Origin of the sequence: Streptococcus mitis, from assembly GCF_946188615.1 — a bacterium.
In the GTDB taxonomy this organism is placed as follows: Bacteria; Bacillota; Bacilli; order Lactobacillales; family Streptococcaceae; genus Streptococcus; species Streptococcus mitis_BZ.
This window is the reverse complement of record NZ_CAMHVK010000011.1, coordinates 1-24,836: the sequence shown is the minus strand read 5'-3', so window position 1 is coordinate 24,836 and position 24,836 is coordinate 1. Positions and strand designations below refer to the sequence as shown.

The 24,836-nt window shown below is 41.9% G+C and carries 20 protein-coding genes; 17 read left to right on the top strand and 3 right to left on the bottom strand.

Annotated features, from left to right (window positions below; translation table 11 throughout):
* The first annotated feature begins 9 nt into the window (after positions 1-9).
* Genes OCF95_RS09595 through whiA form a run of 4 tightly spaced genes read left to right on the top strand, consistent with a single transcriptional unit; the run spans position 10 to position 3,214 of the window.
* A complete protein-coding gene (locus OCF95_RS09595; RefSeq protein WP_001140420.1) occupies positions 10-390 on the top strand; it encodes a RidA family protein in 381 nt (126 codons plus the stop codon).
* A 51-nt stretch (positions 391-441) separates the two neighbouring features.
* Entirely contained in the window at positions 442-1,332 is an 891-nt protein-coding gene (gene rapZ / locus OCF95_RS09590; protein ID WP_261105313.1) for an RNase adapter RapZ, read from the top strand.
* The gene (locus OCF95_RS09585) at positions 1,329-2,306 is read left to right on the top strand and encodes a YvcK family protein (protein WP_023943688.1); all 978 of its coding nucleotides are present in this window, start codon (positions 1,329-1,331) and stop codon (positions 2,304-2,306) included. Before rapZ ends, OCF95_RS09585 begins: the two co-directional genes overlap by 4 nt.
* A complete protein-coding gene (whiA, locus tag OCF95_RS09580) occupies positions 2,303-3,214 on the top strand; it encodes a DNA-binding protein WhiA (RefSeq protein WP_004257845.1) in 912 nt (303 codons plus the stop codon). The genes OCF95_RS09585 and whiA overlap by 4 nt, the downstream gene beginning before the upstream one ends.
* Positions 3,215-3,636: 422 nt before the next feature.
* Here whiA and OCF95_RS09575 read toward each other — a convergent pair whose 3' ends face one another.
* On the bottom strand, positions 3,637-4,605 hold the full coding sequence (locus tag OCF95_RS09575; RefSeq protein WP_261105312.1) for an NAD(P)/FAD-dependent oxidoreductase: 969 nt from the start codon (positions 4,603-4,605) through the stop codon (positions 3,637-3,639).
* Positions 4,606-4,849: 244 nt separating this feature from the next.
* Here OCF95_RS09575 and cdaA point away from each other — a divergent pair, with 244 nt between their 5' ends.
* The 8 genes from cdaA (at position 4,850) to OCF95_RS09535 (ending at position 13,247) form a co-directional block, all read left to right on the top strand.
* The gene (cdaA, locus tag OCF95_RS09570) at positions 4,850-5,707 is read left to right on the top strand and encodes a diadenylate cyclase CdaA (RefSeq protein ID WP_001011075.1); all 858 of its coding nucleotides are present in this window, start codon (positions 4,850-4,852) and stop codon (positions 5,705-5,707) included.
* Positions 5,694-6,473 carry a CdaR family protein gene (locus OCF95_RS09565; protein ID WP_237447312.1) on the top strand — a complete coding sequence of 260 codons (780 nt, stop codon included), beginning with the start codon at positions 5,694-5,696 and terminating at the stop codon, positions 6,471-6,473. Before cdaA ends, OCF95_RS09565 begins: the two co-directional genes overlap by 14 nt.
* 24 nt (positions 6,474-6,497) lie before the next feature.
* Entirely contained in the window at positions 6,498-7,850 is a 1,353-nt protein-coding gene (glmM, locus tag OCF95_RS09560) for a phosphoglucosamine mutase (protein WP_247953249.1), read from the top strand.
* A 73-nt stretch (positions 7,851-7,923) separates the two neighbouring features.
* Positions 7,924-8,298 (top strand): DUF1149 family protein, encoded by a 375-nt coding sequence (locus OCF95_RS09555; protein ID WP_136937592.1) that lies wholly within the window; start codon positions 7,924-7,926, stop codon positions 8,296-8,298.
* 1 nt (position 8,299) lies between these two features.
* A complete protein-coding gene (locus OCF95_RS09550) occupies positions 8,300-9,148 on the top strand; it encodes a DegV family protein (RefSeq protein WP_261105311.1) in 849 nt (282 codons plus the stop codon).
* A 267-nt stretch (positions 9,149-9,415) separates the two neighbouring features.
* Positions 9,416-10,183, top strand: a complete 768-nt coding sequence (gene dapB, locus OCF95_RS09545) for a 4-hydroxy-tetrahydrodipicolinate reductase (protein ID WP_261105310.1) — start codon at positions 9,416-9,418, stop codon at positions 10,181-10,183.
* Positions 10,180-11,379 carry a CCA tRNA nucleotidyltransferase gene (locus OCF95_RS09540; RefSeq protein WP_315899060.1) on the top strand — a complete coding sequence of 400 codons (1,200 nt, stop codon included), beginning with the start codon at positions 10,180-10,182 and terminating at the stop codon, positions 11,377-11,379. Before dapB ends, OCF95_RS09540 begins: the two co-directional genes overlap by 4 nt.
* Positions 11,376-13,247, top strand: coding sequence for an ABC-F family ATP-binding cassette domain-containing protein (locus OCF95_RS09535; RefSeq protein ID WP_261105309.1), 1,872 nt, complete (start codon positions 11,376-11,378; stop codon positions 13,245-13,247). The genes OCF95_RS09540 and OCF95_RS09535 overlap by 4 nt, the downstream gene beginning before the upstream one ends.
* A 36-nt stretch (positions 13,248-13,283) precedes the next feature.
* On the opposite strand, the gene mntE is transcribed toward OCF95_RS09535, so the two are convergent.
* Positions 13,284-14,468 carry a CDF family manganese efflux transporter MntE gene (gene mntE / locus OCF95_RS09530; protein ID WP_261105308.1) on the bottom strand — a complete coding sequence of 395 codons (1,185 nt, stop codon included), beginning with the start codon at positions 14,466-14,468 and terminating at the stop codon, positions 13,284-13,286.
* Between the two features lie 306 nt (positions 14,469-14,774).
* Here mntE and OCF95_RS09525 point away from each other — a divergent pair, with 306 nt between their 5' ends.
* From OCF95_RS09525 to yaaA, 4 genes are all read left to right on the top strand, one after another.
* Positions 14,775-17,471, top strand: a complete 2,697-nt coding sequence (locus tag OCF95_RS09525) for a cation-translocating P-type ATPase (protein ID WP_261105307.1) — start codon at positions 14,775-14,777, stop codon at positions 17,469-17,471.
* Positions 17,472-17,577: 106 nt separating this feature from the next.
* A complete protein-coding gene (locus tag OCF95_RS09520; protein ID WP_261105305.1) occupies positions 17,578-17,988 on the top strand; it encodes a peptide deformylase in 411 nt (136 codons plus the stop codon).
* A gap of 11 nt (positions 17,989-17,999) precedes the next feature.
* On the top strand, positions 18,000-19,595 hold the full coding sequence (locus OCF95_RS09515) for a hypothetical protein (protein WP_261105304.1): 1,596 nt from the start codon (positions 18,000-18,002) through the stop codon (positions 19,593-19,595).
* A gap of 187 nt (positions 19,596-19,782) precedes the next feature.
* Entirely contained in the window at positions 19,783-20,511 is a 729-nt protein-coding gene (gene yaaA, locus OCF95_RS09510) for a peroxide stress protein YaaA (RefSeq protein WP_261105303.1), read from the top strand.
* A gap of 50 nt (positions 20,512-20,561) precedes the next feature.
* Here the strand turns inward: yaaA and pclR are convergent, their stop codons facing one another.
* On the bottom strand, positions 20,562-22,046 hold the full coding sequence (gene pclR / locus OCF95_RS09505; protein WP_261105302.1) for a virulence transcriptional activator PclR: 1,485 nt from the start codon (positions 22,044-22,046) through the stop codon (positions 20,562-20,564).
* Positions 22,047-22,263: 217 nt separating this feature from the next.
* Here pclR and OCF95_RS09500 point away from each other — a divergent pair.
* Positions 22,264-24,836: mucin-binding protein (locus OCF95_RS09500; RefSeq protein WP_261105301.1), on the top strand; the 2,573-nt coding region annotated here is incomplete at its 3' end.

Below are 24,836 nucleotides of genomic sequence, written 5' to 3'. Positions count from 1 at the left end.
GAAAAGAAAATGGCAAAAACAATTCATACAGACAAAGCTCCAAAGGCTATTGGACCATATGTTCAAGGAAAAATCGTTGGCAACCTTTTGTTTGCTAGTGGTCAAGTTCCCCTATCTCCTGAAACTGGGGAAATCGTTGGAGAAACGATCCAAGAACAGACAGAACAAGTCTTGAAAAACATCGGTGCTATTTTGGCAGAGGCAGGAACTGACTTTGACCATGTTGTCAAAACAACTTGTTTCTTGAGTGATATGAACGACTTTGTTCCTTTTAACGAGGTTTACCAAACGGCCTTTAAAGAGGAATTTCCAGCTCGTTCAGCTGTGGAGGTAGCTCGTCTTCCTCGTGATGTAAAAGTCGAAATCGAAGTCATCGCAGAGATTGGATAAGCTAGTTGAAGTTTGGTTCTGCCAAACTTCTTTTGATATAAGGAGAAAAAGATGACAAAGAAACAACTTCACTTGGTGATTGTGACAGGAATGAGTGGTGCAGGGAAAACAGTTGCCATTCAGTCCTTCGAAGATTTGGGTTATTTTACTATTGATAATATGCCTCCAGCTCTCTTGCCTAAGTTTTTGCAGTTGGTGGAAACAAAGGAAGACGACCATAAGTTGGCCTTGGTAGTAGATATGCGTAGCCGTTCTTTCTTCTCAGAGATTCAAGATGTTTTGGATGAGTTGGAAAACAAGGAAGAACTGGACTTTAAAATTCTCTTTTTGGATGCAGCTGATAAGGAATTGGTCGCTCGTTACAAGGAAACCAGACGGAGTCACCCACTAGCTGCAGATGGACGAATTTTGGATGGCATCAAGCTGGAACGTGAGCTCTTGGCACCTTTGAAAAATATGAGTCAAAATGTGGTGGATACGACTGAACTCACTCCACGTGAGCTGCGTAAAACCCTTGCAGAGCAGTTTTCTGATCAGGAACAATCCCAGTCTTTCCGTATCGAAGTCATGTCTTTCGGCTTTAAATATGGAATCCCGATTGATGCAGATTTAGTCTTTGATGTCCGATTCTTGCCAAATCCCTACTATCTACCAGAACTGAGAAACCAAACGGGTGTGGATGAACCAGTTTATGACTATGTCATGAATCATCCTGAGTCAGAAGATTTTTATCAACATTTGTTGGCCTTGATTGAGCCAATTTTGCCAAGTTACCAGAAGGAAGGTAAGTCCGTTTTGACCATTGCTATGGGATGTACGGGTGGACAACACCGTAGTGTTGCTTTTGCTAAACGCTTGGCGCAGGACTTATCCAAGAATTGGCCTGTTAATGAAGGGCACCGTGACAAAGACCGAAGAAAGGAAACGGTAAACCGTTCATGAGAAAACCAAAGATAACGGTGATTGGTGGAGGGACTGGAATCCCCGTCATTCTAAAAAGTCTGCGGGAAAAAGATGTGGAAATCGCTGCTATCGTAACGGTGGCGGATGATGGTGGTTCTTCAGGTGAACTCAGAAAAAATATGCAGCAGTTGACACCGCCAGGCGATCTCCGCAATGTACTTGTAGCCATGTCGGATATGCCTAAGTTTTATGAGAAAGTCTTTCAGTATCGCTTCTCTGAAGATGCTGGAGCCTTTGCTGGCCATCCATTGGGCAATCTCATTATCGCTGGCCTGTCAGAAATGCAGGGTTCGACCTACAATGCCATGCAGTTGCTGAGCAAATTTTTCCATACAACTGGAAAGATTTATCCTTCCAGTGACCATCCTTTGACCCTACACGCAGTCTTTCAGGATGGGACAGAGGTGGCTGGAGAGAGTCATATTGCAGACCATCCAGGCATGATTGACCATGTCTATGTGACCAATACCCTTAACGATGATACGCCTCTGGCTAGCCGTCGAGTGGTGCAGACCATTCTTGAAAGTGACATGATTGTCCTCGGACCTGGTTCTCTCTTTACCTCGATTTTGCCCAATATCGTGATTAAGGAAATCGGGCAGGCGCTTTTGGAAACCAAGGCAGAAATCGCCTATGTCTGCAATATCATGACCCAACGTGGGGAGACGGAACACTTTACAGATAGTGACCATGTGGAAGTCTTGCATCGTCACCTTGGCCGACCTTTTATCGACACTGTCTTGGTGAATATCGAAAAAGTGCCTCAGGAATACATGAATTCCAACCGTTTTGATGAATACTTGGTGCAGGTGGAACATGATTTTGCTGGTCTTTGTAAGCAAGTTCCGCGTGTGATTTCATCCAACTTCCTTCGTCTGGAAAATGGGGGTGCCTTCCACGATGGAGATTTGATCGTGGATGAGTTGATGCGCATTATAAAGGTGAGAAAATGAGTTTCACAGTAGCAGTAAAAGAAGAAATTCTAGGTCAGCACCATCTGAGCCGGCATGAATTATCTGCCATTATCAAGATGTCTGGTAGCATCGGTCTTTCGACTTCGGGCTTGACCTTGTCTGTCGTGACAGAAAATGCCAAACTGGCTCGGCACCTCTATGAGTCCTTTCTCCATTTCTACGAAATCAAATCGGAAATCCGACACCACCAACGGAGTAATCTCCGCAAGAATCGGGTCTATACTGTTTTTACAGATGAAAAGGTGCAGGACTTGCTGAGTGATTTGCACTTGGCAGACTCCTTCTTTGGTCTGGAAACAGGTATTGACGAGGAGATTTTATCAGACGAGGAAGCAGGCCGTGCTTATCTCTGTGGTGCTTTCTTGGCAAATGGAAGCATTCGTGACCCTGAGTCAGGTAAGTACCAGTTGGAAATCAGTTCTGTTTATCTGGACCACGCGCAAGGGATTGCCTCTCTTCTCCAGCAGTTTTTACTGGATGCTAAGGTTCTTGAGCGTAAGAAGGGGGCTGTGACCTATCTCCAGCGAGCCGAAGATATTATGGACTTCTTGATTGTCATCGGAGCCATGAAGGCGCGTGATGATTTTGAGCGAGTTAAGATTTTACGAGAAACCCGTAACGACCTTAATCGTGCTAATAATGCTGAAACGGCGAATATTGCTCGGACAGTTTCTGCCAGCATGAAGACTATCAACAATATCAGCAAAATCAAAGATATCATGGGCCTAGAAAATCTACCAGTAGATTTGCAGGAGGTAGCGCAGTTGCGAATTCAGCACCCAGATTACTCTATCCAGCAGTTAGCAGATAGTCTCAGCACTCCTCTGACCAAAAGTGGTGTTAACCACAGACTCAGAAAAATCAATAAGATAGCCGATGAGTTATAAAGATATAAAACACCTCTTTCTTGACAATTAAATAGAGTATGTGAGATAATAAAGGGGAATTGAGAAGTTCTAGCATTTTAGTGCTAACAGAAATCCCCTCGGTACTGCAATACTGAGGGGATTTTTTTCTGGGTTAGATAGCACTAACCAGGAAGGTTACTTGTCGAAGTGATCGTCTAACCAACGAGTCACCAGCCATGAGATGATACTCTCGATGACTGCGATAAGTACTATTTTGAGAAGTTCTAGCATCTGTAATACCTCCTTTTCCAAGGCGTATTGTTAGTGCCGTCCCTATTATATCACATGTTTTATCAGTTTGATAGGCATTTTTATTTTTGTTAAAGAAGGGGGAAATATGAGCTAACAAATTAGCCGATGAACTATAAAACCACGAATCCTATGTGACTCGTGGTTCTTTTTTATAAACTAGTAGAGTGTTTTGGTTGTACTTTTTGCTCTGGGTCAATGTAGTTGATGGCATTGTTAACAGCGGTTGGTGCTTCTCCAAGCCCTGTCGCAATCAAGTCAATTTTTCCGTCATAGTAGCAACAGTCACCGATAGCATAGATACCTGCTTGGCTAGATTCTTGCTTGCTGTTGACGATAATCTTGTGGCGGTTGAGGTCCAGACCCCAGTTTTTAAGGTTACCAACAGAAGATTTGAAACCATAGTTGACAAAGAGGTGGTCTAGGTCAATAGTGTCTGTTTCATCAGATTTTACTTTTGTGATTTCAAGTTTATCGAGAGTTTTCCCATCTCCAAGGAGTTGGCTAGGGACGAATGGTGTCTTGATGGTCACAGAAGATTCCTGCAAGGCTTGGACACTGTGTTCCAAGGCACGGAAATTATCTCTGCGGTGAACAAGGGTAGTTGGTGCAATTTTTTCAAAAGCCAAAGCCCAATCCACAGCCGAGTCTCCTCCACCAAGAATCGTCACTTTCTTACCAGCATATTGCTGGATGTTGGAAACGTGGTAGTGGATATTTTCATAGTCTTCAACGCCTTCTAGTTCCAGAGGACGTGGTTTGAAGGCACCGCCCCCCATAGCGATGATAACAGTTTTAGACAGGTGACTTCCTTTAGAAGTTGTAATTACAAAGCCTTCTTCTTGTTTTTCAATCTCAAGAACCGTTTCATTGAGATGAATAGGGGTATCAAAGCCGTTTAACTGTTCAATCAAGCGGTTGGTCAACTCTTCTCCAGTCAGGTTTGGGAAACCTGGTACGTCTAGGATTTCCTTTTCAGGATAGAGAATAGCAGGCTGTCCACCTAGTTGGGGAAGAGAGTCGATGATTTGGACCTTGGCTTGGCGTAGGTGGGCATAGAAGGCTGCAAAAAGCCCGACGGGACCACCACCTACAATGGTAATATCATAGAGTTGAGACATGGTTTCTCCTTTGTTTTTTCTAGTCATACTCTTCGAAAATCAAATTCAAACCACGTCAGCGTCGCCTTACCGTACTCAAGTACAGCCTGCGGCTAACTTCCTAGTTTGCTCTTTGATTTTCATTGAGTATCAGTTTATTTTATCATATTTTTTCTTTAATTTAAAATGAAGTAGGATAGGGAAAAAAATGCCAGAAAAATGGTATAATAGAAAGGAACGTGTTTGGACAGAGAGGAGACAGCAGATGAACTTTCAACAATTATCCAACCTGCAATATTGGACTAGCTTGTTTTCTAGTCCTTGGAGTATTGCCATCAATGTGTTTGATATTTTGATTGTGGCCTATATTTTATATCGTTTTACAAAAGCTATAGCTGGTACCAAGATTATGATTTTGGTGCGGGGGGTTGTGATCTTTGTATTAGCCCAGGTTGTGGCCAATATCCTTGGTTTAACAACGATTTCTTGGTTGATTAATCAGATTATCACCTATGGAGTCATTGCTGCAGTTGTGATCTTCTCTCCAGAGATTCGGACTGGTTTGGAACGTTTGGGAAGGGCGACAGATTTCTTTTCTACTGCTCAAATTAGTGCAGAGGAGCAAATGATTCGTGCCTTTGTCAAGTCGGTTGAATATATGAGTCCTCGTAAGATTGGTGCTCTGGTTGCCATCCAACGAGTTCGGACCTTGCAAGAATACATTGCGACAGGGATTCCTTTGGATGCCAATATTTCAGCTGAACTCCTTATTAATATCTTTATCCCCAACACTCCCCTACACGATGGTGCTGTGATTATCAGAGAAAATCGGATTGCAGTCACCTCTGCCTATCTACCCTTAACAGAAAGCACAGGGATTTCAAAGGAATTTGGGACCAGACACCGGGCGGCTATCGGTTTGTCAGAAGTATCCGATGCCTTGACCTTCATCGTCTCAGAGGAAACAGGTGGCATTTCTATTACCTATAACGGTGTTTTCAAGCACGACTTGACGATTGAAGAATTTGAAGCAGAGCTACGAGCAATTCTTTTGCCAGCCGTTGAGGAAAAAGTCAGTTTCAAGGACCGTTTGTTAGGAGGTTGGAAATATGAGAAAAAATAGTCTATACATCATTTCATCTCTCTTTTTTGCTTGTATCTTATTCATCTATGCAACGTCAACCAACTTTCAAAATAGTAATACCGCAAGGCAGGTTAAATCAGAAACTTACACCAATACGATAACGAACGTTCCTATCGTTATTCACTATGATAATGACCAGTATTTCATTAGTGGATTTGCATCAGAGGTTTCAGTTGTGCTGACAGGAGCCAATCGTGTGACCTTGGCCAGCGAAATGCAGGAAAGTACTCGTAAGTTTAAGGTAACTGCTGATTTGACGGATGCCAGTGTTGGAACGATTGAAGTTCCCTTGAATATTGAAAATCTTCCAAGCGGATTGACTGCTGTGGCAACGCCTCAAAAGATCACAGTGAAAGTTGGGAAGAAGGTTAAGCGAGATGGGATGATTGTTGTGCCACAAGTTGACCAAAGCCAGATTGATTCCAAGCTACAAATTGATAGTGTAACCGTGTCAAATGAACGGGTCTCTGTCACAACTGACCAAGAAACACTAGCTAAAATTGATCGTATTATTGCGCTTTTACCAACCAGCGAACGCATAACAGGTAATTACAGTGGTTCAGTACCTTTGCAGGCAATCGACCGTAATGGTGTTGTCTTACCAGCGGTGATTACTCCATTTGATACGACAATGAAGGTCACTACAAAACCTGTGGGTACAAGTTCAAACACATCAAATTCAACTACAAGCAGTTCGTCGGAGACATCTTCGTCAACGAAAGCAACTAGTTCAAAAACGAATTAAAAATAGGAAAAGGATTTTATAAAAATGGGTAAATATTTTGGGACTGATGGAGTCCGTGGAGAAGCTAACGTAGAACTAACACCAGAATTGGCTTTTAAACTAGGACGTTTTGGAGGCTATGTTCTTAGTCAACATGAAACGGAAGCACCGAAAGTCTTTGTAGGACGTGACACACGTATTTCAGGGGAAATGCTAGAATCTGCTTTGGTGGCAGGTCTCCTCTCTGTAGGGATTCACGTCTACAAACTTGGTGTCCTTGCAACACCAGCAGTAGCTTACTTGGTAAAAACTGAAGGAGCAAGTGCTGGTGTCATGATTTCTGCTAGCCACAACCCAGCCCTTGATAATGGAATTAAGTTCTTTGGCGGTGATGGCTTCAAACTAGATGATGAAAAAGAAGCAGAAATTGAAGCCTTGTTAGATGCTGCAGAAGATACTCTTCCTCGTCCAAGTGCTGAAGGCTTGGGAACCTTGGTAGATTATCCAGAAGGCTTGCGTAAGTATGAGGGCTACCTTGTCTCAACTGGAACTCCTCTTGATGGAATGAAGGTTGCCTTGGATACAGCCAATGGTGCCGCTTCTACAAGTGCCCGTCAAATCTTTGCAGACCTTGGAGCTCAATTAACTGTTATAGGGGAAACACCAGATGGTCTTAATATCAACCTTAATGTTGGTTCAACACACCCAGAAACCCTTCAAGAAGTGGTCAAAGAAAGTGGATCAGCTATTGGTTTGGCCTTTGACGGAGACAGTGACCGCTTGATTGCTGTTGATGAAAATGGGGATATCGTTGATGGTGATAAAATCATGTACATCATCGGGAAATACCTTTCTGAAAAAGGACAATTGGCTCAAAATACAATCGTGACAACTGTTATGTCTAACCTTGGTTTCCACAAGGCCTTGGACCGTGAAGGCATTAACAAGGCAGTCACTGCAGTTGGCGACCGCTACGTTGTTGAAGAAATGAGAAAATCAGGTTACAACCTCGGTGGTGAACAGTCTGGTCACGTCATCTTGATGGACTACAATACAACAGGTGATGGCCAATTATCTGCTGTTCAATTGACAAAAATCATGAAGGAAACTGGTAAGAGCTTGTCAGAGTTGGCCGCAGAAGTAACCATCTATCCACAAAAATTAGTCAATATCCGAGTGGAAAATGCCATGAAGGAAAAGGCTATGGAAGTGCCAGCTATCAAGGATATCATCGAGAAGATGGAAGAAGAAATGGCAGGGAATGGCCGTATCCTAGTACGCCCAAGTGGAACAGAGCCCCTCTTGCGTGTTATGGCAGAAGCGCCTACAACAGAAGAAGTGGACTACTATGTTGATACCATCGCAGACGTAGTTCGAGCTGAAATCGGGATTGACTAAATCCGAGAAAACTAGATGAAAATAAAAAATTATGGTACAATAGCTTATAATATTGTAGCCGAGGGAGAAAGACATGAATCTTAAACGTGAACAAGAATTTGTCAGTCAGTATCATTTTGATGCGCGTAATTTTGAATGGGAAAATGAAAATGGAACTCCTGAAACTAAGGTGGATGTGAACTTCCAATTACTCCAACATGACCAAGAAAATCAAGTGACATCTTTAGTGGTTGTCTTAAGTTTTATGATTGTCTTTGACAAATTTGTTATCAGTGGAACGATTTCCCAAGTTAACCATGTGGAAGGTCGTATTGTAAATGAACCAAGTGAGTTTAATCAAGAGGAAGTTGAAACTTTGGCTCGTCCATGTTTGAACATGCTCAACCGTTTGACTTACGAAGTAACTGAAATTGCATTAGACTTACCAGGAATCAATTTGGAGTTCTAATATGAAATTAGCTGTTATCACAGATTCCTCTGCCTATCTCAGTGCAGAGACCCTGCAAAGAGAAGATTTATATGTCTTGGATATTCCTGTCAATATTGATGGTGAGGAGTATGTCGAGGGTATTAATCTGACTGCTGAGGAATTTTACCAAAAAATGGCTCAGGCTTCTGAATTGCCTAAGACCAGTCAACCAAGTATTGCCAAGTTAGATGAGATTCTAATTTCGCTCAAAGAACAAGGTTATACACATGCTTTGGGGCTTTTCCTATCTTCTGGAATTTCAGGTTTTTACCAAAATATCCAGTACATGGTCGATGATTATGAGGGCTTAACCATTGCCTTCCCAGACACTTTGATTACAAGTGCTCCTCTGGGTATCATGGTTGAAAGTGTCTTTAACTGGCGAGACCAGGGTGATGACTTTGCCATTATTCAGGATAAGCTAGCTATTCAGATTAGTCATACATCTGCTTTCATCATGGTGGATGATTTGGACCACTTGGTTAAAGGTGGACGCCTTTCAAATGGAGCTGCGATTTTGGGCAATCTGCTAAGCATTAAGCCAATCCTCTATTTCAATGACCAAGGTGTAATTGAAGTATACGAAAAAGTTCGTACTGAAAAGAAAGCAACCAAGCGCTTAATTGAAATTATCAAGGAAGCCACAGCTTCAGGCCAATACCGTATCATTGTTATTCACGGAAATGCCCCTGAAAAGGCTGAGGAATTGCGTCAGCACTTACTTGAATCTGGAGTAGGTACGGATGTTTCACTTGCTACATTTGGTAGTGTCATTGGCACACACCTAGGAGCAGGAAGCATTGCTCTAGGCTATATTCCAGTGATTTAGTTGGGACTTTTAGCTTAGTTAAGAAGTTAACAAATGAACACGCCTGAAACCTTGTGTGAAAAAGATAGTTCTTCCAAGGAGTATCTACTCATTGATCAGACCTCTTATTTTCACTTTGTGTTCTTACAGGCTTTGTATCTTAGAAATTGAACACGGACTACCTGCCTCATAAAAAAAGATACCTGTCTTGCCTTTCATGGAAAGTCAGCGTCATTCCCTATTTTTCAAGGGCAGCTAACGTCCTTCGTATCTTAGTCAGGAGTAGAGATGAGTATTCGAGTAATTATTGCTGGTTTTAAGGGAAAGATGGGTCAGGCTGCTTGTCAGATGGTCTTGGCTGATCCAGACTTGGACTTGGTAGCAGTTTTGGATCCTTTTGAGTCTGAGTCAGAATGGCAGGGAATTCCTGTTTTCAAGGATAAGGCTGATTTGGTTGGTTTTGAAGCGGATGTCTGGGTAGACTTTACTACACCAGCTGTTGCCTATGAAAATACACGCTTTGCTCTTGAGAATGGCTTTGCTCCAGTTGTTGGAACAACTGGTTTCACGAGTGAAGAAATTGCAGAGCTGAAAGCATTTTCTCGTGAACAAAATTTGGGTGGTTTGATCGCTCCAAATTTTGCCTTGGGTGCTGTTTTACTCATGCAATTTGCAAGGCAGGCTGCTAAATATTTCCCAAATGTGGAGATTATCGAGCTCCATCATGACAAGAAAAAGGATGCTCCGAGTGGAACAGCTATTAAAACAGCTGAGTTAATGGCAGAAGTTCGAGAGTCTATCCAGCAAGGTGCGCCTGATGAGGAAGAATTGATTGCAGGAGCTCGTGGTGCTAACTTTGATGGCATGCGGATCCATTCAGTGCGTTTGCCAGGTTTGGTAGCCCATCAGGAAGTCATCTTTGGTAACCAAGGAGAAGGATTGACCCTCCGTCATGACTCCTATGATCGCAGCTCCTTCATGACAGGGGTGAATTTGGGAATTAAAGAAGTTGTCAAGCGTCATGAGCTTGTCTATGGATTAGAACACTTATTATGAGATTAACGCAAATGCCTTCTGAATTTCAGAAGGCTTTACCAGTATTAGAAAAAATTAAAGAAGCAGGATTTGAAGCCTATTTTGTTGGGGGATCTGTTCGAGATGCCCTTCTAAATCGTCCCATCCACGATGTGGATATTGCGACGTCTTCTTATCCAGAAGAGACAAAGCAGATTTTTCCGCGAACAGCCGATATCGGAATCGAGCATGGAACTGTCTTGGTCTTAGATGGGGACGAGGAGTATGAGGTGACCACCTTTCGGACAGAAGATGTCTATGTGGACTATCGTAGACCTAGTGCGGTTTCCTTTGTGCGCTCGCTAGAAGAAGACCTCAAGCGCCGTGATTTTACAGTCAATGCCTTTGCCTTGGATGAGACAGGAGAAATCGTTGACTTATTCCATGGTTTAGACGATTTGGAAAATCAAGTCTTGAGGGCGGTTGGAGTGGCAAGTGAGCGTTTCAACGAAGATGCTTTGCGTATTATGCGTGGTTTCCGTTTTCAGGCCAGTCTTGGCTTCGAACTTGAGCCAAAAACGTTTAAAGCTATGAAGACCTTGACGCCACTTTTGGAGAAAATTTCTGTGGAGCGTACCTTCGTTGAGTTTGATAAACTTTTGCTGGCTCCCTTTTGGAGAAGGGGCTTGGCTTCCATGATTGAGAGTCAAGCTTATGACTACCTTCCTGATATGGTATCTAGCAAGGATAAGCTCAACAGACTGTTTGATTTGGAGACTGATTTTACTTTTGAATCATCTGAACAAGCCTGGGCGGCTCTACTGTGGGCTTTGGAGATTGAAAATGCGCAGCCCTTTTTGAAGGCTTGGAAGACCTCACGTCAGTTTGCCAAGCAAGTTCAGGATTTGCTGACTATTTTGACCTTGCGTGAAAAGGGAGAATTGAGCAAGCGCGATTGTTATCGCTTTGACTTGGATTTACTTTTACAGGCTGAAAATCTTCGACGGGCTCAAGGGAAAGAAGTCAACCCACAAGCCATCACAGAAACTTACCAGAGTCTGACCATTCATGATAAGAAAGAAATCCAAATCAACGGTGGTATTTTGATCAAGGAATATGGCTATCAGCCGGGCCCAGACTTGGGAGAGATTTTAACAGAGATTGAGTATGCCATTGTCGATGGAGAATTGGAAAATGACCGTCAAGCCATTCATGCTTATCTGAAGGAGAAAAAATGAGTGATTTTATCGTTGAAAAACTAAGTAAATCCGTCGGTGACAAGACCGTTTTTAAGGATATTTCCTTTATTATCCATGACCTAGACAGAATTGGTCTGATTGGTGTCAATGGAACGGGGAAGACCACCCTTTTAGATGTTCTTTCTGGTGTTTCTGGCTTTGATGGGGATGTCAGTCCCTTTTCAGCTAAGAATGATTACCAGATTGGTTACTTGACTCAGGACCCTGATTTTGATGATAGCAAGACGGTCTTGGATACAGTCCTATCCAGCGATCTCAAGGAAATTCAGCTCATTCGTGAGTATGAGTTGATCATGCTCAACTATAGTGAGGACAAGCAGGCACGTTTGGAACGTGTCATGGCAGAAATGGACTCTCTCCAAGCTTGGGAAATTGAGAGTCAGGTCAAGACCGTTCTCAGCAAGCTGGGGATTCAGGACTTATCTACTCCTGTTGGGGAATTGTCAGGTGGTCTGAGAAGACGGGTTCAGTTGGCACAAGTCTTACTTGGTAATCACGACCTTTTGCTTTTGGATGAGCCGACCAACCATCTGGACATTGCGACTATTGAGTGGCTGACCCTCTTTTTAAAAAATTCCAAGAAAACAGTCCTTTTTATCACCCACGACCGTTATTTCCTAGACGCTTTGTCAACTCGGATTTTCGAATTGGATCGCGCAGGCTTGACCGAGTACCAGGGAAATTATCAGGACTATGTTCGCCTAAAGGCGGAACAGGATGAGCGTGACGCGACTCTTCTTCACAAAAAACAACAACTCTACAAACAAGAATTGGCCTGGATGCGCAGACAACCGCAGGCGCGTGCGACCAAGCAGCAGGCTCGTATCAATCGTTTCCATGACTTGAAAAAGGAAGTTTCAGGCAGTAGTGCTGAGACAGACTTGACCATGAACTTTGAAACCAGTCGGATTGGGAAGAAAGTCATCGAGTTTCAGGATGTTTCTTTTGCCTATGCAAATAAGCCCATTTTGCAAGATTTTAATCTCTTAGTTCAGGCCAAAGACCGTATCGGAATCGTTGGTGACAACGGTGTTGGGAAATCAACTCTCCTTAACTTGATTGCAGGCATTCTTGAGCCGACAGCAGGACAAGTTGTGATTGGGGAAACTGTTCGCATCGCCTATTTCTCTCAGCAAATTGAGGGTTTGGATGAAAGCAAGCGAGTGTTCAATTACTTGCAGGAAGTGGCAGAAGAGGTCAAGACCAGCGGTGGTTCTACGACTTCGATTGCAGAGTTGCTGGAGCAGTTCCTTTTCCCACGTTCGACGCATGGAACCTTGATTGAGAAATTGTCTGGGGGAGAGAAAAAACGTCTTTATCTCCTCAAACTGCTCTTGGAAAAACCAAATGTTCTTCTCTTGGACGAGCCGACAAATGACTTGGATATTGCTACTCTTACAGTTTTGGAGAATTTCTTGCAAGGCTTTGCTGGTCCAGTTTTGACAGTTAGCCATGACCGTTATTTCTTAGATAAGGTAGCGACCAAGATTCTCGCTTTTGAGGATGGTAAAATTCGTCCTTTCTTTGGTCATTACACCGACTATCTTGATGAAAAAGCCTTTGAAACAGAGTTGGCCAATCAAGTGCAAAAGGCCGAAAAGGAGAAAGTGGTCAAGGTCCGTGAAGACAAGAAACGCATGACCTACCAAGAAAAGCAGGAGTGGGCAAGTATTGAAAGCGATATTGAAGCCTTGGAAAATCGTATCGCTGTCATTGAAGAGGAAATGCAGGCCAACGGCTCTGACTTTGGTAAGTTGGCTACTCTCCAAAAAGAACTGGATGAGAAAAACGAAGCACTCCTTGAAAAATACGAACGCTATGAGTATCTAAGTGAATTTGATAGCTAGAAGAATAGAAAAATCCCGTCTCATGACAGGATTTCTCTATTCTTTTTTGGTTTCTTGATGAAAGATATTTTGCCAGGTTTCGTGGCGACGCCAGATACTGGTATGAACGATTCCGTCCATCTCATAGCAGATGAGTTTGGTCTTCTGACTGATGGAAGTGATTTGAATATCCTTGATAGCAGAATTCAATTCTTTTTCGGCCTTATAAGCCTCTTTATTCATCTGCTCTCCATCCTGGCGAATATAGACAAAATCATCAGCCAAGAGTTCTTCTAGTTGGTTTCCTTGGTCAATCAATTGTTCACGCATGAGCAATTTTTTATAAACATTGTCTAAAATTTCATCCTCAGGGATAGGTGCTGGCTCGATATGAACATCGGTATCAAAGACGCCAAAACGTTCCTCCAGCATAGACTCGACCTGATCTGCAATCTCGTGGCTTTCAAAAACAGATAGATCAGGGTTCATCTCCAGCGTAATATCAAGGTAGATATTGCTACCGTAGGTACGACCTCTTTGAGACTTAACCTTGCTGATTTTGGGAATTTCCATGATGGCCTTTTGATAATCCTCAAGCAGACGGTCGTCAAAACCATCTGAAAGACTAAAGGAAGACTCGATAAAGATATCATAGGCAGTTTTCAAGATAAAGAAAGTGATGACGATGGCAACCAGTTTATCCACAATGGGATAATTAAAGCTGCTAGCCAGGATGGCAATGGTAGTACCAAGTGAGGTGACAGCATCAGAAAGATTGTCCTGGGCGGCAGCCTTCAGTGCCTTGGATTTGGATTTCTTACTGAGGCGAGTGTTATAGAGATAAACCACAAACATAATCGCTGCAGAAATGATTCCTAGAGTGGCACCAAGAGGATCAATGACTGTTTCTTCATGACTGAGAATTTTTTGAATGGTATCCCGAAGTACATCGAAACCGACATAGAACATGATGATGGAAGTGATTAAGCTAGCCAAATCCTCAATCTTCCAGTGGCCAAAACGGTGATCTCGGTCAGCAGGCTGGCGCGCCATCCTAATCCCAATCAAGAGGGCCACATTTCCAATGATATCCGATACGTTGTTAAAACCATCGGCTACCAAACTGGATGAATGGAGGAGGTGCCCAGTCGCTAATTTCGCTGCAGACAAGATCAAATAGGTCGAAATACTGATAATGGCCCCACGCTCAGCTAATTTGAGATTTGAGATAGATTGCTTCATTCAACTTCCTTTCTAGTCATATAGCATTCTACCATTATACTGGTTTTCAAGGGAAAATTCAAATAAGGCATTTTTTACTCTTTGAAAATTTTTCAAAATTTGGTATAATAGTACTACTCAAGGGAGTAGCTGGCAGAAACCTGTGATAGTGTCGTCATTCCGAATTTTATACTGAAAAGTATGTTTTCCGGCCCTATCTTAAACAGCGAGACTTGTTATGATTAATAGGTCTCTTTTTGTTTGTCGTGAAAAGATACGATGAGGAAAAGAGAGTCTGTTTAGCACACAATGTCAAGGAGGAGACACATGTCAAAAGAACAAAAACGCCAAGCGTTTTACACTCAAAGTCCTGAAGAGGTCTTGCAGGCTGTGGATGCGACCGAGCAAGGTTTGTCATCAAGCGAGGCAGAAAAACGCCTTGCCGAATTTGGCCACAATGAACTCGAAGAGGGTGAGAAACGATCAATCCTGGTCAAATTCATCGAACAGTTTAAGGATTTGATGATTATCATCCTAGTTGCGGCAGCTATCTTGTCAGTCGTGACTTCTGGTGGAGAAGATATTGCAGATGCCATCATTATCCTAGCCGTGGTTATCATCAATGCTGCCTTCGGTGTTTATCAAGAAGGAAAAGCAGAAGAAGCTATCGAAGCCCTCAAATCCATGTCAAGTCCAGCTGCACGTGTCCTTCGTGATGGGCATATGGCGGAGATTGACTCTAAAGAATTGGTCCCTGGAGATATCGTTTCTCTTGAAGCAGGTGACGTGGTGCCAGCAGACCTACGTTTACTAGAAGCCAACTCTCTTAAAATCGAAGAAGCAGCCCTGACAGGTGAGTCTGTACCAGTCGAAAAAGACTTGACAGTTGAACTTGCTACAGATGCTGGTATCGGTGATCGTGTCAACATGGCCTTCCAAAACTCTAACGTTACTTATGGTCGTGGTCTTGGTGTTGTTGTCAATACAGGGATGTACACTGAAGTTGGTCATATCGCTGGTATGCTTCAAGATGCGGATGAGACAGATACACCACTTAAACAAAACTTGAACAACCTTTCTAAGGTCTTGACCTATGCTATCTTGGTTATTGCCCTTGTTACTTTTGTAGTGGGTGTCTTCATTCAAGGGAAAAATCCACTTGGTGAGTTGATGACCTCTGTTGCGCTTGCCGTTGCAGCCATTCCAGAAGGACTCCCAGCTATCGTAACTATCGTTCTTGCCCTTGGTACTCAAGTTTTGGCAAAACGTAACTCTATCGTTCGGAAGTTACCAGCTGTTGAGACACTTGGTTCAACTGAAATCATCGCTTCTGATAAGACTGGTACGTTGACTATGAACAAGATGACAGTCGAAAAAGTCTTCTATGATGCAGTCCTACATGACTCAGCTGATGACATTGAGCTGGGTCTTGAAATGCCCCTTCTTCGTTCAGTTGTTTTGGCCAATGATACGAAAATCGATGTGGAAGGTAATCTGATCGGTGACCCAACCGAAACAGCCTTTATCCAATATGCTTTGGACAAGGGATATGATGTTAAAGGATTTTTAGACAAATATCCTCGTGTGGCTGAGTTGCCATTTGACTCTGACCGTAAGCTCATGTCAACGGTTCATCCATTGCCAGACGGTAAATTCCTTGTAGCGGTCAAGGGTGCGCCAGACCAACTTTTGAAACGTTGTGTTCTTCGTGACAAAGCTGGGGATATTGCTCCGATTGATGAGAAGGTTACAAACCTCATCCATACAAACAACTCTGAAATGGCTCACCAAGCCTTGCGTGTCCTTGCAGGTGCTTATAAGATTATCGATAGCATTCCAGAAAACCTCACTTCTGAAGAGCTTGAAAATGATTTAATCTTTACTGGTTTGATTGGAATGATTGACCCGGAACGTCCTGAAGCCGCTGAGGCTGTTCGTGTAGCTAAGGAAGCTGGAATCCGTCCAATCATGATTACGGGTGACCATCAAGACACTGCAGAAGCCATTGCCAAACGTTTGGGAATCATTGATGCAAGCGATACAGAAGGCCACGTTTTAACTGGTGCTGAACTCAACGAACTATCTGATGAAGAATTTGAAAAAGTTGTTGGTCAATACTCTGTTTATGCACGTGTATCTCCAGAACATAAGGTTCGTATCGTTAAGGCCTGGCAAAAACAAGGTAAAGTCGTTGCCATGACAGGTGACGGTGTTAATGATGCTCCAGCTCTGAAAACAGCCGATATCGGTATCGGTATGGGAATCACTGGTACAGAGGTTTCTAAGGGGGCTTCTGACATGATTCTTGCAGATGATAACTTTGCGACTATCATCGTCGCAGTGGAAGAAGGACGTAAGGTCTTCTCAAATATTCAAAAGACTATTCAGTACCTACTTTCTGCCAATACTGCTGAAGTATTAACCATCTTCCTATCAACCCTCTTTGGTTGGGACGTCTTGCAGCCAGTTCATCTTTTGTGGATTAACTTGGTAACGGATACCTTCCCAGCAATTGCACTAGGTGTTGAGCCTGCTGAGCCAGGTGTCATGAATCATAAACCGCGTGGACGCAAGGCAAGCTTCTTCTCAGGTGGTGTTTTCAGTTCTATCATCTATCAAGGTGTACTCCAAGCAACCCTTGTTATGAGTGTTTATGGCCTTGCGATTGCTTACCCAGTTCATGTGGGTGACAATCATGCTATTCATGCAGATGCCCTTACTATGGCCTTTGCAACCCTTGGTTTGATTCAGCTCTTCCATGCCTACAATGTTAAATCTGTTTACCAGTCCATCTTGACAGTTGGCCCATTCAAGTCTAAGACCTTCAACTGGTCTATCTTGGTATCCTTCATCCTTCTTATGGCAACAATCGTCGTAGAACCGCTTGAAGGAATCTTCCACGTAACCAAACTAGACTTGTCACAATGGGGAATTGTTATGGCTGGAAGCTTCTCAATGATTATCATCGTCGAAATCGTTAAGTTCATCCAACGTAAACTCGGTTTTGACAAGAATGCGATTTAAAAAGAAAGTCATCTTCGGATGGCTTTTTGCTACAGTTAAGGGAAAGGGCTTACAGTTGCCGTCTTTTGTGCTATAATATAGTAAAAAGTAAGAGGAGTGTGAGAAAGTGGAAAAGAAAATTGTGAAGGATATTTTGTTTTTATCTCAGGTGTCTCAGTCAGCAAGTCAGGAAGACCTTTATCTTGCCAGAGATTTGCAGGATACACTCTTAGCGAATCGTGAGACCTGTGTTGGTCTGGCTGCCAATATGATTGGGGTGCAGAAGCGCGTGATTATCTTTAATCTGGGCTTGGTTCCTGTGGTCATGTTTAACCCAGTGCTCCTGTCCTCTGAAGGACTTTATGAGACAGAGGAAGGCTGTTTGTCCTTGACAGGTGTGAGACCGACAACCCGTTATAAAACTATAACAGTGTCTTATCGTGACAACAAGTGGCAGGAACAGACCATCACCTTGATAGGCTTCCCAGCCCAGATTTGCCAGCATGAACTGGATCACTTGGAAGGACGAATCATTTAGGAGGAAAGCAAATGAAACGAATAGTCTTTGAACTTATTTTTATCGCAACGACCTGGTATATCTTTTTACCGCCTCTTAACCTGACCAGCTGGGAATTTCTTTTTTTCCTCTGTGGGCATTTACTACTTGTGGCAGTCTTATTTGGCTTTGGCAAGGGGATAAACCTTGTCAAAACAGTTCATGTGCGCCACGGCAAGGCGGAAGCTGCTTTAAATTTTGAGGGCTTCAAAATCAATCGGTTAGGGAAAGTTCTTTTTGCTTCTATTGGAGGAATTCTTCTCTTGGCTGGTTTAGTTTCCTTGGTGACTTCAAGCATTTTTCAGGCTAAAAATTATGCTAATGTAGTCACAGTTACGGAAAAAGACTTTACTGAATTTCCTAAGACTGACACCAGTAAGGTTCCTATCTTAGATAGAAGTACCGCTGAAAAAATTGGTGACCGTTACTTGGGTTCCCTAACGGATAAGGTGTCGCAGTACGTAGCGGCAGACACCTATACCCAATTGACGATTGATGGGAAACCTTATCGAGTTACGCCACTAGAATACGCAGATCCTATCAAATGGTTTAACAATCAGGCCAAGGGAATCGGCGAGTATATCAAGGTGGACATGGTAACTGGAAATGCCAACTTGGTGGACTTGAAGACACCAATCAAGTATTCTGACTCGGAGTATTTTAACCGTGATGTCAAACGCCACCTGCGCTTGAAGTACCCAACTAAAATCTTCAAGACTCCATCTTTTGAGGTGGACGATGAGGGAAATCCTTTCTATGTAGCAACGGTTTACCAAAAGCAATTTGGACTTGCGGTTCCCCGTCCTGTTTCAGTCATTATCTTGGATGCCACAAATGGAGAAACCAAGGAATACAGCTTGGCAGATGTTCCAGAATGGGTGGACCGTGTTTATCCAGCTGAGGAAACCATCGAGCAAATCAACTATAACGGCAAGTACAAGGACGGTTTCTGGAATGCTATGATTTCCAAGAAAAACGTGACCCAGACTACCAAGGGCTATAATTACCTGTCTATCGGGAATGACATCTACCTCTACACAGGTGTGACGTCGGCTAATGCGGATGAAAGTAATCTTGGTTTCATTCTTGAAAATATACGAACAGGAGAAATCACTAAGTATAGCTTGGCTTCTGCGACAGAAGAATCAGCCCGTGAATCAGCAGAAGGTGCTGTTCAGGAGAAATCCTACAAGGCGACCTTCCCAATCCTCATCAACCTCAATGACAAGCCTCTCTACATCATGGGCTTGAAGGACAATGCTGGTTTGGTCAAAGAGTACGCTCTGGTAGACGCAGTCGAGTACCAAAATGTTATCGTAGCTACGACAGTGGAAGAGCTACTCAGCAAGTACGCCAATAAAAACGATCTTGAAATTGATAATGAAACCACAGAAAGTATCAAGGGTGTGGTAGCAGATCTCAAATCAGCTGTTATCAAGGGAGACACCGTCTACTTCTTTAAAGTTGATGGCAAGATTTACAAGGTTAAGGCCTCAGTATCAGATGACCTCCCTTACCTCGAAAATGGTAAAACCTTCGAAGGTCAAGTAGGAAAAGACAACTATCTCAAGACCTTTAAAGTGCAGTAAGGGAAGAGGCTGGGCAAAAACTCAATTTCAGGAAAAAATGAAGTAAATTATTCCACAATAAAACGCATAGTATCAAGATTTTTCAACACCTGATATTATGCGTTTTTTTCTGAGGTTTAAGACTTTTCCCAGTCTCTTTTCAGATGAATTTCTTGGTAGTGGCAAAAAAATATGCTACACTATTAATATGAAAATTTTAATCCCAACAGCAAAAGAAATGAACACAGACTTGCCAAGTATTGAAGCCGCTCCTTTAAGACCAGAAAGTCAGGCCGTGCTTGATGTCTTGGCCCTCTATTCTGCTAGTCAATTGGAGAGTTTTTACAAGGTATCAGCTGAAAAGGCGGCGGAAGAATTTCAACATATCCAAGCTTTGAAAAGGCAAACTGCTCAATACTATCCAGCTCTGAAACTTTTTGATGGGCTTATGTACCGCCACATTAAGCGAGACAAACTGACCGAGGCAGAACAAGCCTATCTTGAAAATCATGTCTTTATTACTTCGGCTTTATACGGAGTCGTTCCAGCCTTGTCACCTATACCACCTCACCGTTTGGACTTTTTGATGAAATTAAAAGTCGCTGGTAAGACTTTGAAGAGCCATTGGAAGACAGCCTATGATGAAGTTCTGAAGAAGGAAGAAGTGATTTTCTCTCTCTTGTCGTCGGAGTTTGAGACTGTATTTTCTAAGGAAATCAGAGAAAAAATGGTGACCTTCAAATTCATGGAGGACAAGGGAGGTCAGCTGAAGATTCACTCAACTATCTCCAAGAAAGCGCGTGGTGCCTTCCTGACAGCCCTGATAGAAAATCAAGTACAAACGGTGGAAGAAGCTCGTCGCTTAAGCTTTGCAGGATTTAACTACCGAGAAGACCTGTCCCAGCCACAGGAATTGGTTTTTGTAAAGGAAGTATAGAAAATAGACAAAAGAAAAAGTCAGCACGATCATGCTGCCTTTTTTTTAGCTTATAAAGTATTGGATATATGAATCTCATTTGATAAACAGTTAAGATGATTAACCAAACTCATGATAGACAGATGGTTTCGGCAAATAAACTTCTTGGTAATTCCTGGAATATAGAAATTAGACACAATGATATCGTAGTCTGTCTGATTTAAAATCTCAGGACTTGTTTCCAATTCATCCCAAGTATCAAAGGTGAATCGATTGTTACAATAGTATGTAAGCATATCCTTTAAAGTAAGTGATAGGGCGTGGTCAAAGTTACTGATAATCAAAACCTTGATAGGTGGTCGATTTTCTAACAACTGAGTAGAGAGGTTTTCAGTATGGGTTAAGATGGTGTACATCAAGTGTTCTAACTGTTCAGGATGGTCATGCTGTCCAATTGCCTGACGATATTGGGCCAGTTCTTGACGTGCACTTCCCATAAAGTCTGGGAAGTAAACTTCAAATTTTTTAATCGTCAATGCTTTTTGTTCAAATAAGATTGGGGTAGAAAAGATTTCCTGTCTTTCAAAGAAAGCAGTGTTATGTAAATGCCAAATCAGCTCATCGTGGTTGGTAAAAGTAATCTTATATTGTTTTGATAGGCGTTCTAATATTTGACTAAGTAATTGGTAAGAGAATTTTGCTTCACTGTTCTTTTCTAAAGAGTTGAAGAATTCTTGAGGATCTAAGAAAATGTTACTTTGAATAAAGGAAATAAAAATTTGTGCAATGATATCTGGAGTGATTTCAAGTCCCAGTTTTTCAGAGAAATGGACAAGTATCTCCTCAAAGTTTGGAATACTCATCAAAAGAGGGTAGTATTCATCGTAGAAATGATTTGGTAAGTCGATGAAATGACCGTTTTTAATGCGGTAAATACTGATAGCTATCATCAATTTGTACATTCTATAAATTGAAAATCGCATCGGGTAATTTGTGACTTTATAGAAGAAATCAGCAAACTCTGTTAAATCTTCTTCAGGAAGGTCAGGAAAAGGCCAGTCTAGGAAATAATAGCGCTCAGAAAAGTATTGGGCGAAAAAGTAACGAATATCGATCTCATTTCCACGTATCTCGGATGGAGTAAAAGATAATTCAATTTGAAACTGAGATGAAAGAACCTTTGTAATATTTCTGCCCAATCGATAGAGGTTGGCATTACTAGAGTGAAGATTTTCTATTGTTCGATAAATAGGTAGCCCCTCATTAAAAAACAGATACTCTAGTAATTGAAAAGATTGAGAATTAGCAAGAAAATATTGATAAATATCTTCTACACTAGTGTTAACTTCTAAATCTATCATGATTCCGTTAACAGAAGATTGGATGTCAATAGATGGAAAGGCAATACGTAATTCATTTAAATCACTTTTTAAGATTCGTTCTGTACATTCTAATTTTTCGGCTAGTTCATGCAATTTCATCCAATTACGATTTTGAATCAAGGTTTCCATTAAACGTAATTGTCGCTGATCTTTCGTGGATAAAAGGTTTCTCATATAGGTATTTTCCTCCTATTTTCATTATATCATATTATTGTCTAAAGTGTACAAAAATGTCGGAGTAGAAAAAGCGTCTGAATTAGTCAGAAAAATTAGAATAATATAAGTGGCTTTTAGGTACAAAAAGAGAATATATTAATTGTATAGAAAATATTGATTTATATATCAAATAGTTGTAGAGTGGGAATTATAAAATATTATCTAGGAGTTCAAAATGAAACATTCACATAAGAAATCATTTGACTGGTATAGCATGCAACAACGATACTCTATTCGTAAGTATCACTTTGGTGCAGCTAGTGTCTTGCTCGGGACAGCCTTAGTCTTGGGAACTGCTGCCAATGCGCAAGCAGTACAAGCGGAGGAACAACATCCTGAGGCAACTAATAGTGTCTCTGTTGATAAGGTAGATGAAGCTACTAAAACAGCAGAAGTTTCTACACCTAAAAAAGAAACAACTTATGCAGCTCCAACTGTTGCTAACCCAGTAGAAGTAACTCCAGCTAAATCTGAAGATGCTAAAGCACCAGCAGAAAAAGTTGAAGAAGCAAAAGATAAAAAAGAAGAAGTAAGTCATCAAGATGCTGTTGACAAGTCAAAATTGTTAACGGCTCTTTCGCGTGCAGAAAAATTGGAGCTTAAGTTATATACTGAAGATAGTGTAAAACGCCTTCAAAATAGTATCCAATCTGCTAAAGGATTATTAAATAAAGCAGATGTGACAGAGTCAGAATTATCTCAAGCAGAGTCTGATCTTCAAGCAGCAGTTATCGCTTTGGAACTTAGAGGGACAACTAAAGTTGCTGATAAAGCTGAAGTAGTGAGTAAAATTGAATCAGTTGAAACGAAAAATGCTGAATCAAAAGTAACTGAACAAACTTCTAAGGTAGAAAAAGATAAAAGCGCCTTAAAACCTGTTAAAGGACTCCGAGTAGAAGATGCAAAGGCCAATAAAGAAGGCGGATGGAATATTCCCTTAGACCAAGAAGCCCGCTTGCAATTAAAGAGTGCTATTGAAGCCCATGCAGCACAATCACGTTCACGTCGCCGGAAACGTGATATTGGAGATTTGGACTATACTTTCAAGAAAGTTATGACTCCAGTCAATCCAGGTCATTATGCAGATGCTAAGAGTGTGGATGAGTTAACAGTTAATCCAGATTTTACCCCTGAGACAGAAATCAACGTTTGGTATAAGGATTTAGGTTATATCAATCTAGTCGATAAAAATGGACATTACATCAATTCAAATGGTGAAGTAGTAGAAAATAAAGAAGCAGCTATTCGTCGACAATATAAAAACGACTTTAATGATACAACAAGAGCAGATGTAACTGAAATTCCTAATGCACCAGTTGGTTGGAAAATTAGTGACAACCAATCTATTCGTGGATATGATGCAGAAACAAAAACTATTGATCCAAACGACGATAATGATTTAGATGCTGTTGGTAAAGATTCTAATGTAGTCATTGAAAAAGAAAATCAAAAAGCTGTTATCCGTTATGTAAGCACTAACGGCAATCATATTCTCAAAACAGATGAAGTGACAGGTAAGTCAGGTGAATCCATTGCCTACAGCACTACAAGTCAAATCACAGAGTTCAAGAAACAAGGTTACAATCTTGTCAGCGATGAATTCACAGCAGGTGGTGCTAAGGTTTATGACTACGATACAGCACGTGACCAAGTCTACACTGTAACCCTTTCAGAACGTGTTGAGCCGGTTAACCCAGATAACCCAACTCCACAACCAAACACACCAGTCAATCCAGGACAACCAGATAGCCCACGTTGGCCAGGAACAGTTGAAAACTTGGATAACAAGGAAAGTGTTAGCCGTACCATCCATTATGTTTACGAAGATGGAAGCAAGGCTAAGGATGATGTGGTTGAAACACTGAATTTCAAACGTTGGAGCAATGTCAACTTGGTAACAGGTCATATCGACTTCCAAGACTGGACAACTAATGATGATACGTTTGATAAAGTGGTCTCTCCAACTATCGCAGGTTATACAGCGGATAAATCAGAAATCCCAGCTGTAAGTGGAGTGAAGGCTAAAGATCAAGACCGTGTTGAAACAGTTACTTATCGTAAGGATGCTCAAAAAGCTGTTATCCGTTATGTAAGCACTAACGGTAACCGCGTTCTCACAACAGATGAAGTGACAGGTAAGTCAGGTGAAGCCATTGCCTACAGCACAACAAGTCAAATCACAGAATTCAAGAAACAAGGTTATAAGCTTGTCAGCGATGAATTCACAGCAGGTGGTGCGAAGGTTTATGACTACGATACAGCACGTGACCAAGTCTACACTGTAACCCTTTCAGAACGTGTTGAACCAGTTAACCCAGATAACCCAACTCCACAACCAAACACCCCAGTCAATCCAGGACAACCAGATAGCCCACGTTGGCCAGGAACAGTTGAAAACTTGGATAACAAGGAAAGTGTTAGCCGTACCATCCATTATGTTTACGAAGATGGAAGCAAGGCTAAGGATGATGTGGTTGAAACACTGAATTTCAAACGTTGGAGCAATGTCAACTTGGTAACAGGTCATATTGACTTCCAAGACTGGACAACCAATGATGATACGTTTGATAAAGTGGTCTCTCCAACCATCGCAGGTTACACAGCGGATAAATCAGAAATCCCAGCTGTAAGTGGAGTGAAGGCTAAAGACCAAGACCGTGTTGAAACAGTCACTTATCGTAAGGATGCTCAAAAAGCTGTTATCCGTTATGTAAGCACTAATGGTAATCAAGTTCTCAAAACAGATGA

Bases quoted from the DNA above. Each gene is read 5' to 3' on its own strand.
- OCF95_RS09515 (WP_261105304.1), top strand. From the start codon at position 18,000: ATGAAACGAATAGTCTTTGAACTTATTTTTATCGCAACGACCTGGTAT.
- OCF95_RS09540 (WP_315899060.1), top strand. From the start codon at position 10,180: ATGAGATTAACGCAAATGCCTTCTGAATTTCAGAAGGCTTTACCAGTA.
- OCF95_RS09565 (WP_237447312.1), top strand. From the start codon at position 5,694: ATGAGAAAAAATAGTCTATACATCATTTCATCTCTCTTTTTTGCTTGT.
- cdaA (WP_001011075.1), top strand. From the start codon at position 4,850: ATGAACTTTCAACAATTATCCAACCTGCAATATTGGACTAGCTTGTTT.
- glmM (WP_247953249.1), top strand. From the start codon at position 6,498: ATGGGTAAATATTTTGGGACTGATGGAGTCCGTGGAGAAGCTAACGTA.
- OCF95_RS09525 (WP_261105307.1), top strand. From the start codon at position 14,775: ATGTCAAAAGAACAAAAACGCCAAGCGTTTTACACTCAAAGTCCTGAA.
- pclR (WP_261105302.1), bottom strand. From the start codon at position 22,046: ATGAGAAACCTTTTATCCACGAAAGATCAGCGACAATTACGTTTAATG.
- OCF95_RS09595 (WP_001140420.1), top strand. From the start codon at position 10: ATGGCAAAAACAATTCATACAGACAAAGCTCCAAAGGCTATTGGACCA.
- OCF95_RS09575 (WP_261105312.1), bottom strand. From the start codon at position 4,605: ATGTCTCAACTCTATGATATTACCATTGTAGGTGGTGGTCCCGTCGGG.
- yaaA (WP_261105303.1), top strand. From the start codon at position 19,783: ATGAAAATTTTAATCCCAACAGCAAAAGAAATGAACACAGACTTGCCA.
- mntE (WP_261105308.1), bottom strand. From the start codon at position 14,468: ATGAAGCAATCTATCTCAAATCTCAAATTAGCTGAGCGTGGGGCCATT.
- OCF95_RS09550 (WP_261105311.1), top strand. From the start codon at position 8,300: ATGAAATTAGCTGTTATCACAGATTCCTCTGCCTATCTCAGTGCAGAG.
- OCF95_RS09555 (WP_136937592.1), top strand. From the start codon at position 7,924: ATGAATCTTAAACGTGAACAAGAATTTGTCAGTCAGTATCATTTTGAT.
- OCF95_RS09535 (WP_261105309.1), top strand. From the start codon at position 11,376: ATGAGTGATTTTATCGTTGAAAAACTAAGTAAATCCGTCGGTGACAAG.
- rapZ (WP_261105313.1), top strand. From the start codon at position 442: ATGACAAAGAAACAACTTCACTTGGTGATTGTGACAGGAATGAGTGGT.
- OCF95_RS09585 (WP_023943688.1), top strand. From the start codon at position 1,329: ATGAGAAAACCAAAGATAACGGTGATTGGTGGAGGGACTGGAATCCCC.
- whiA (WP_004257845.1), top strand. From the start codon at position 2,303: ATGAGTTTCACAGTAGCAGTAAAAGAAGAAATTCTAGGTCAGCACCAT.
- dapB (WP_261105310.1), top strand. From the start codon at position 9,416: ATGAGTATTCGAGTAATTATTGCTGGTTTTAAGGGAAAGATGGGTCAG.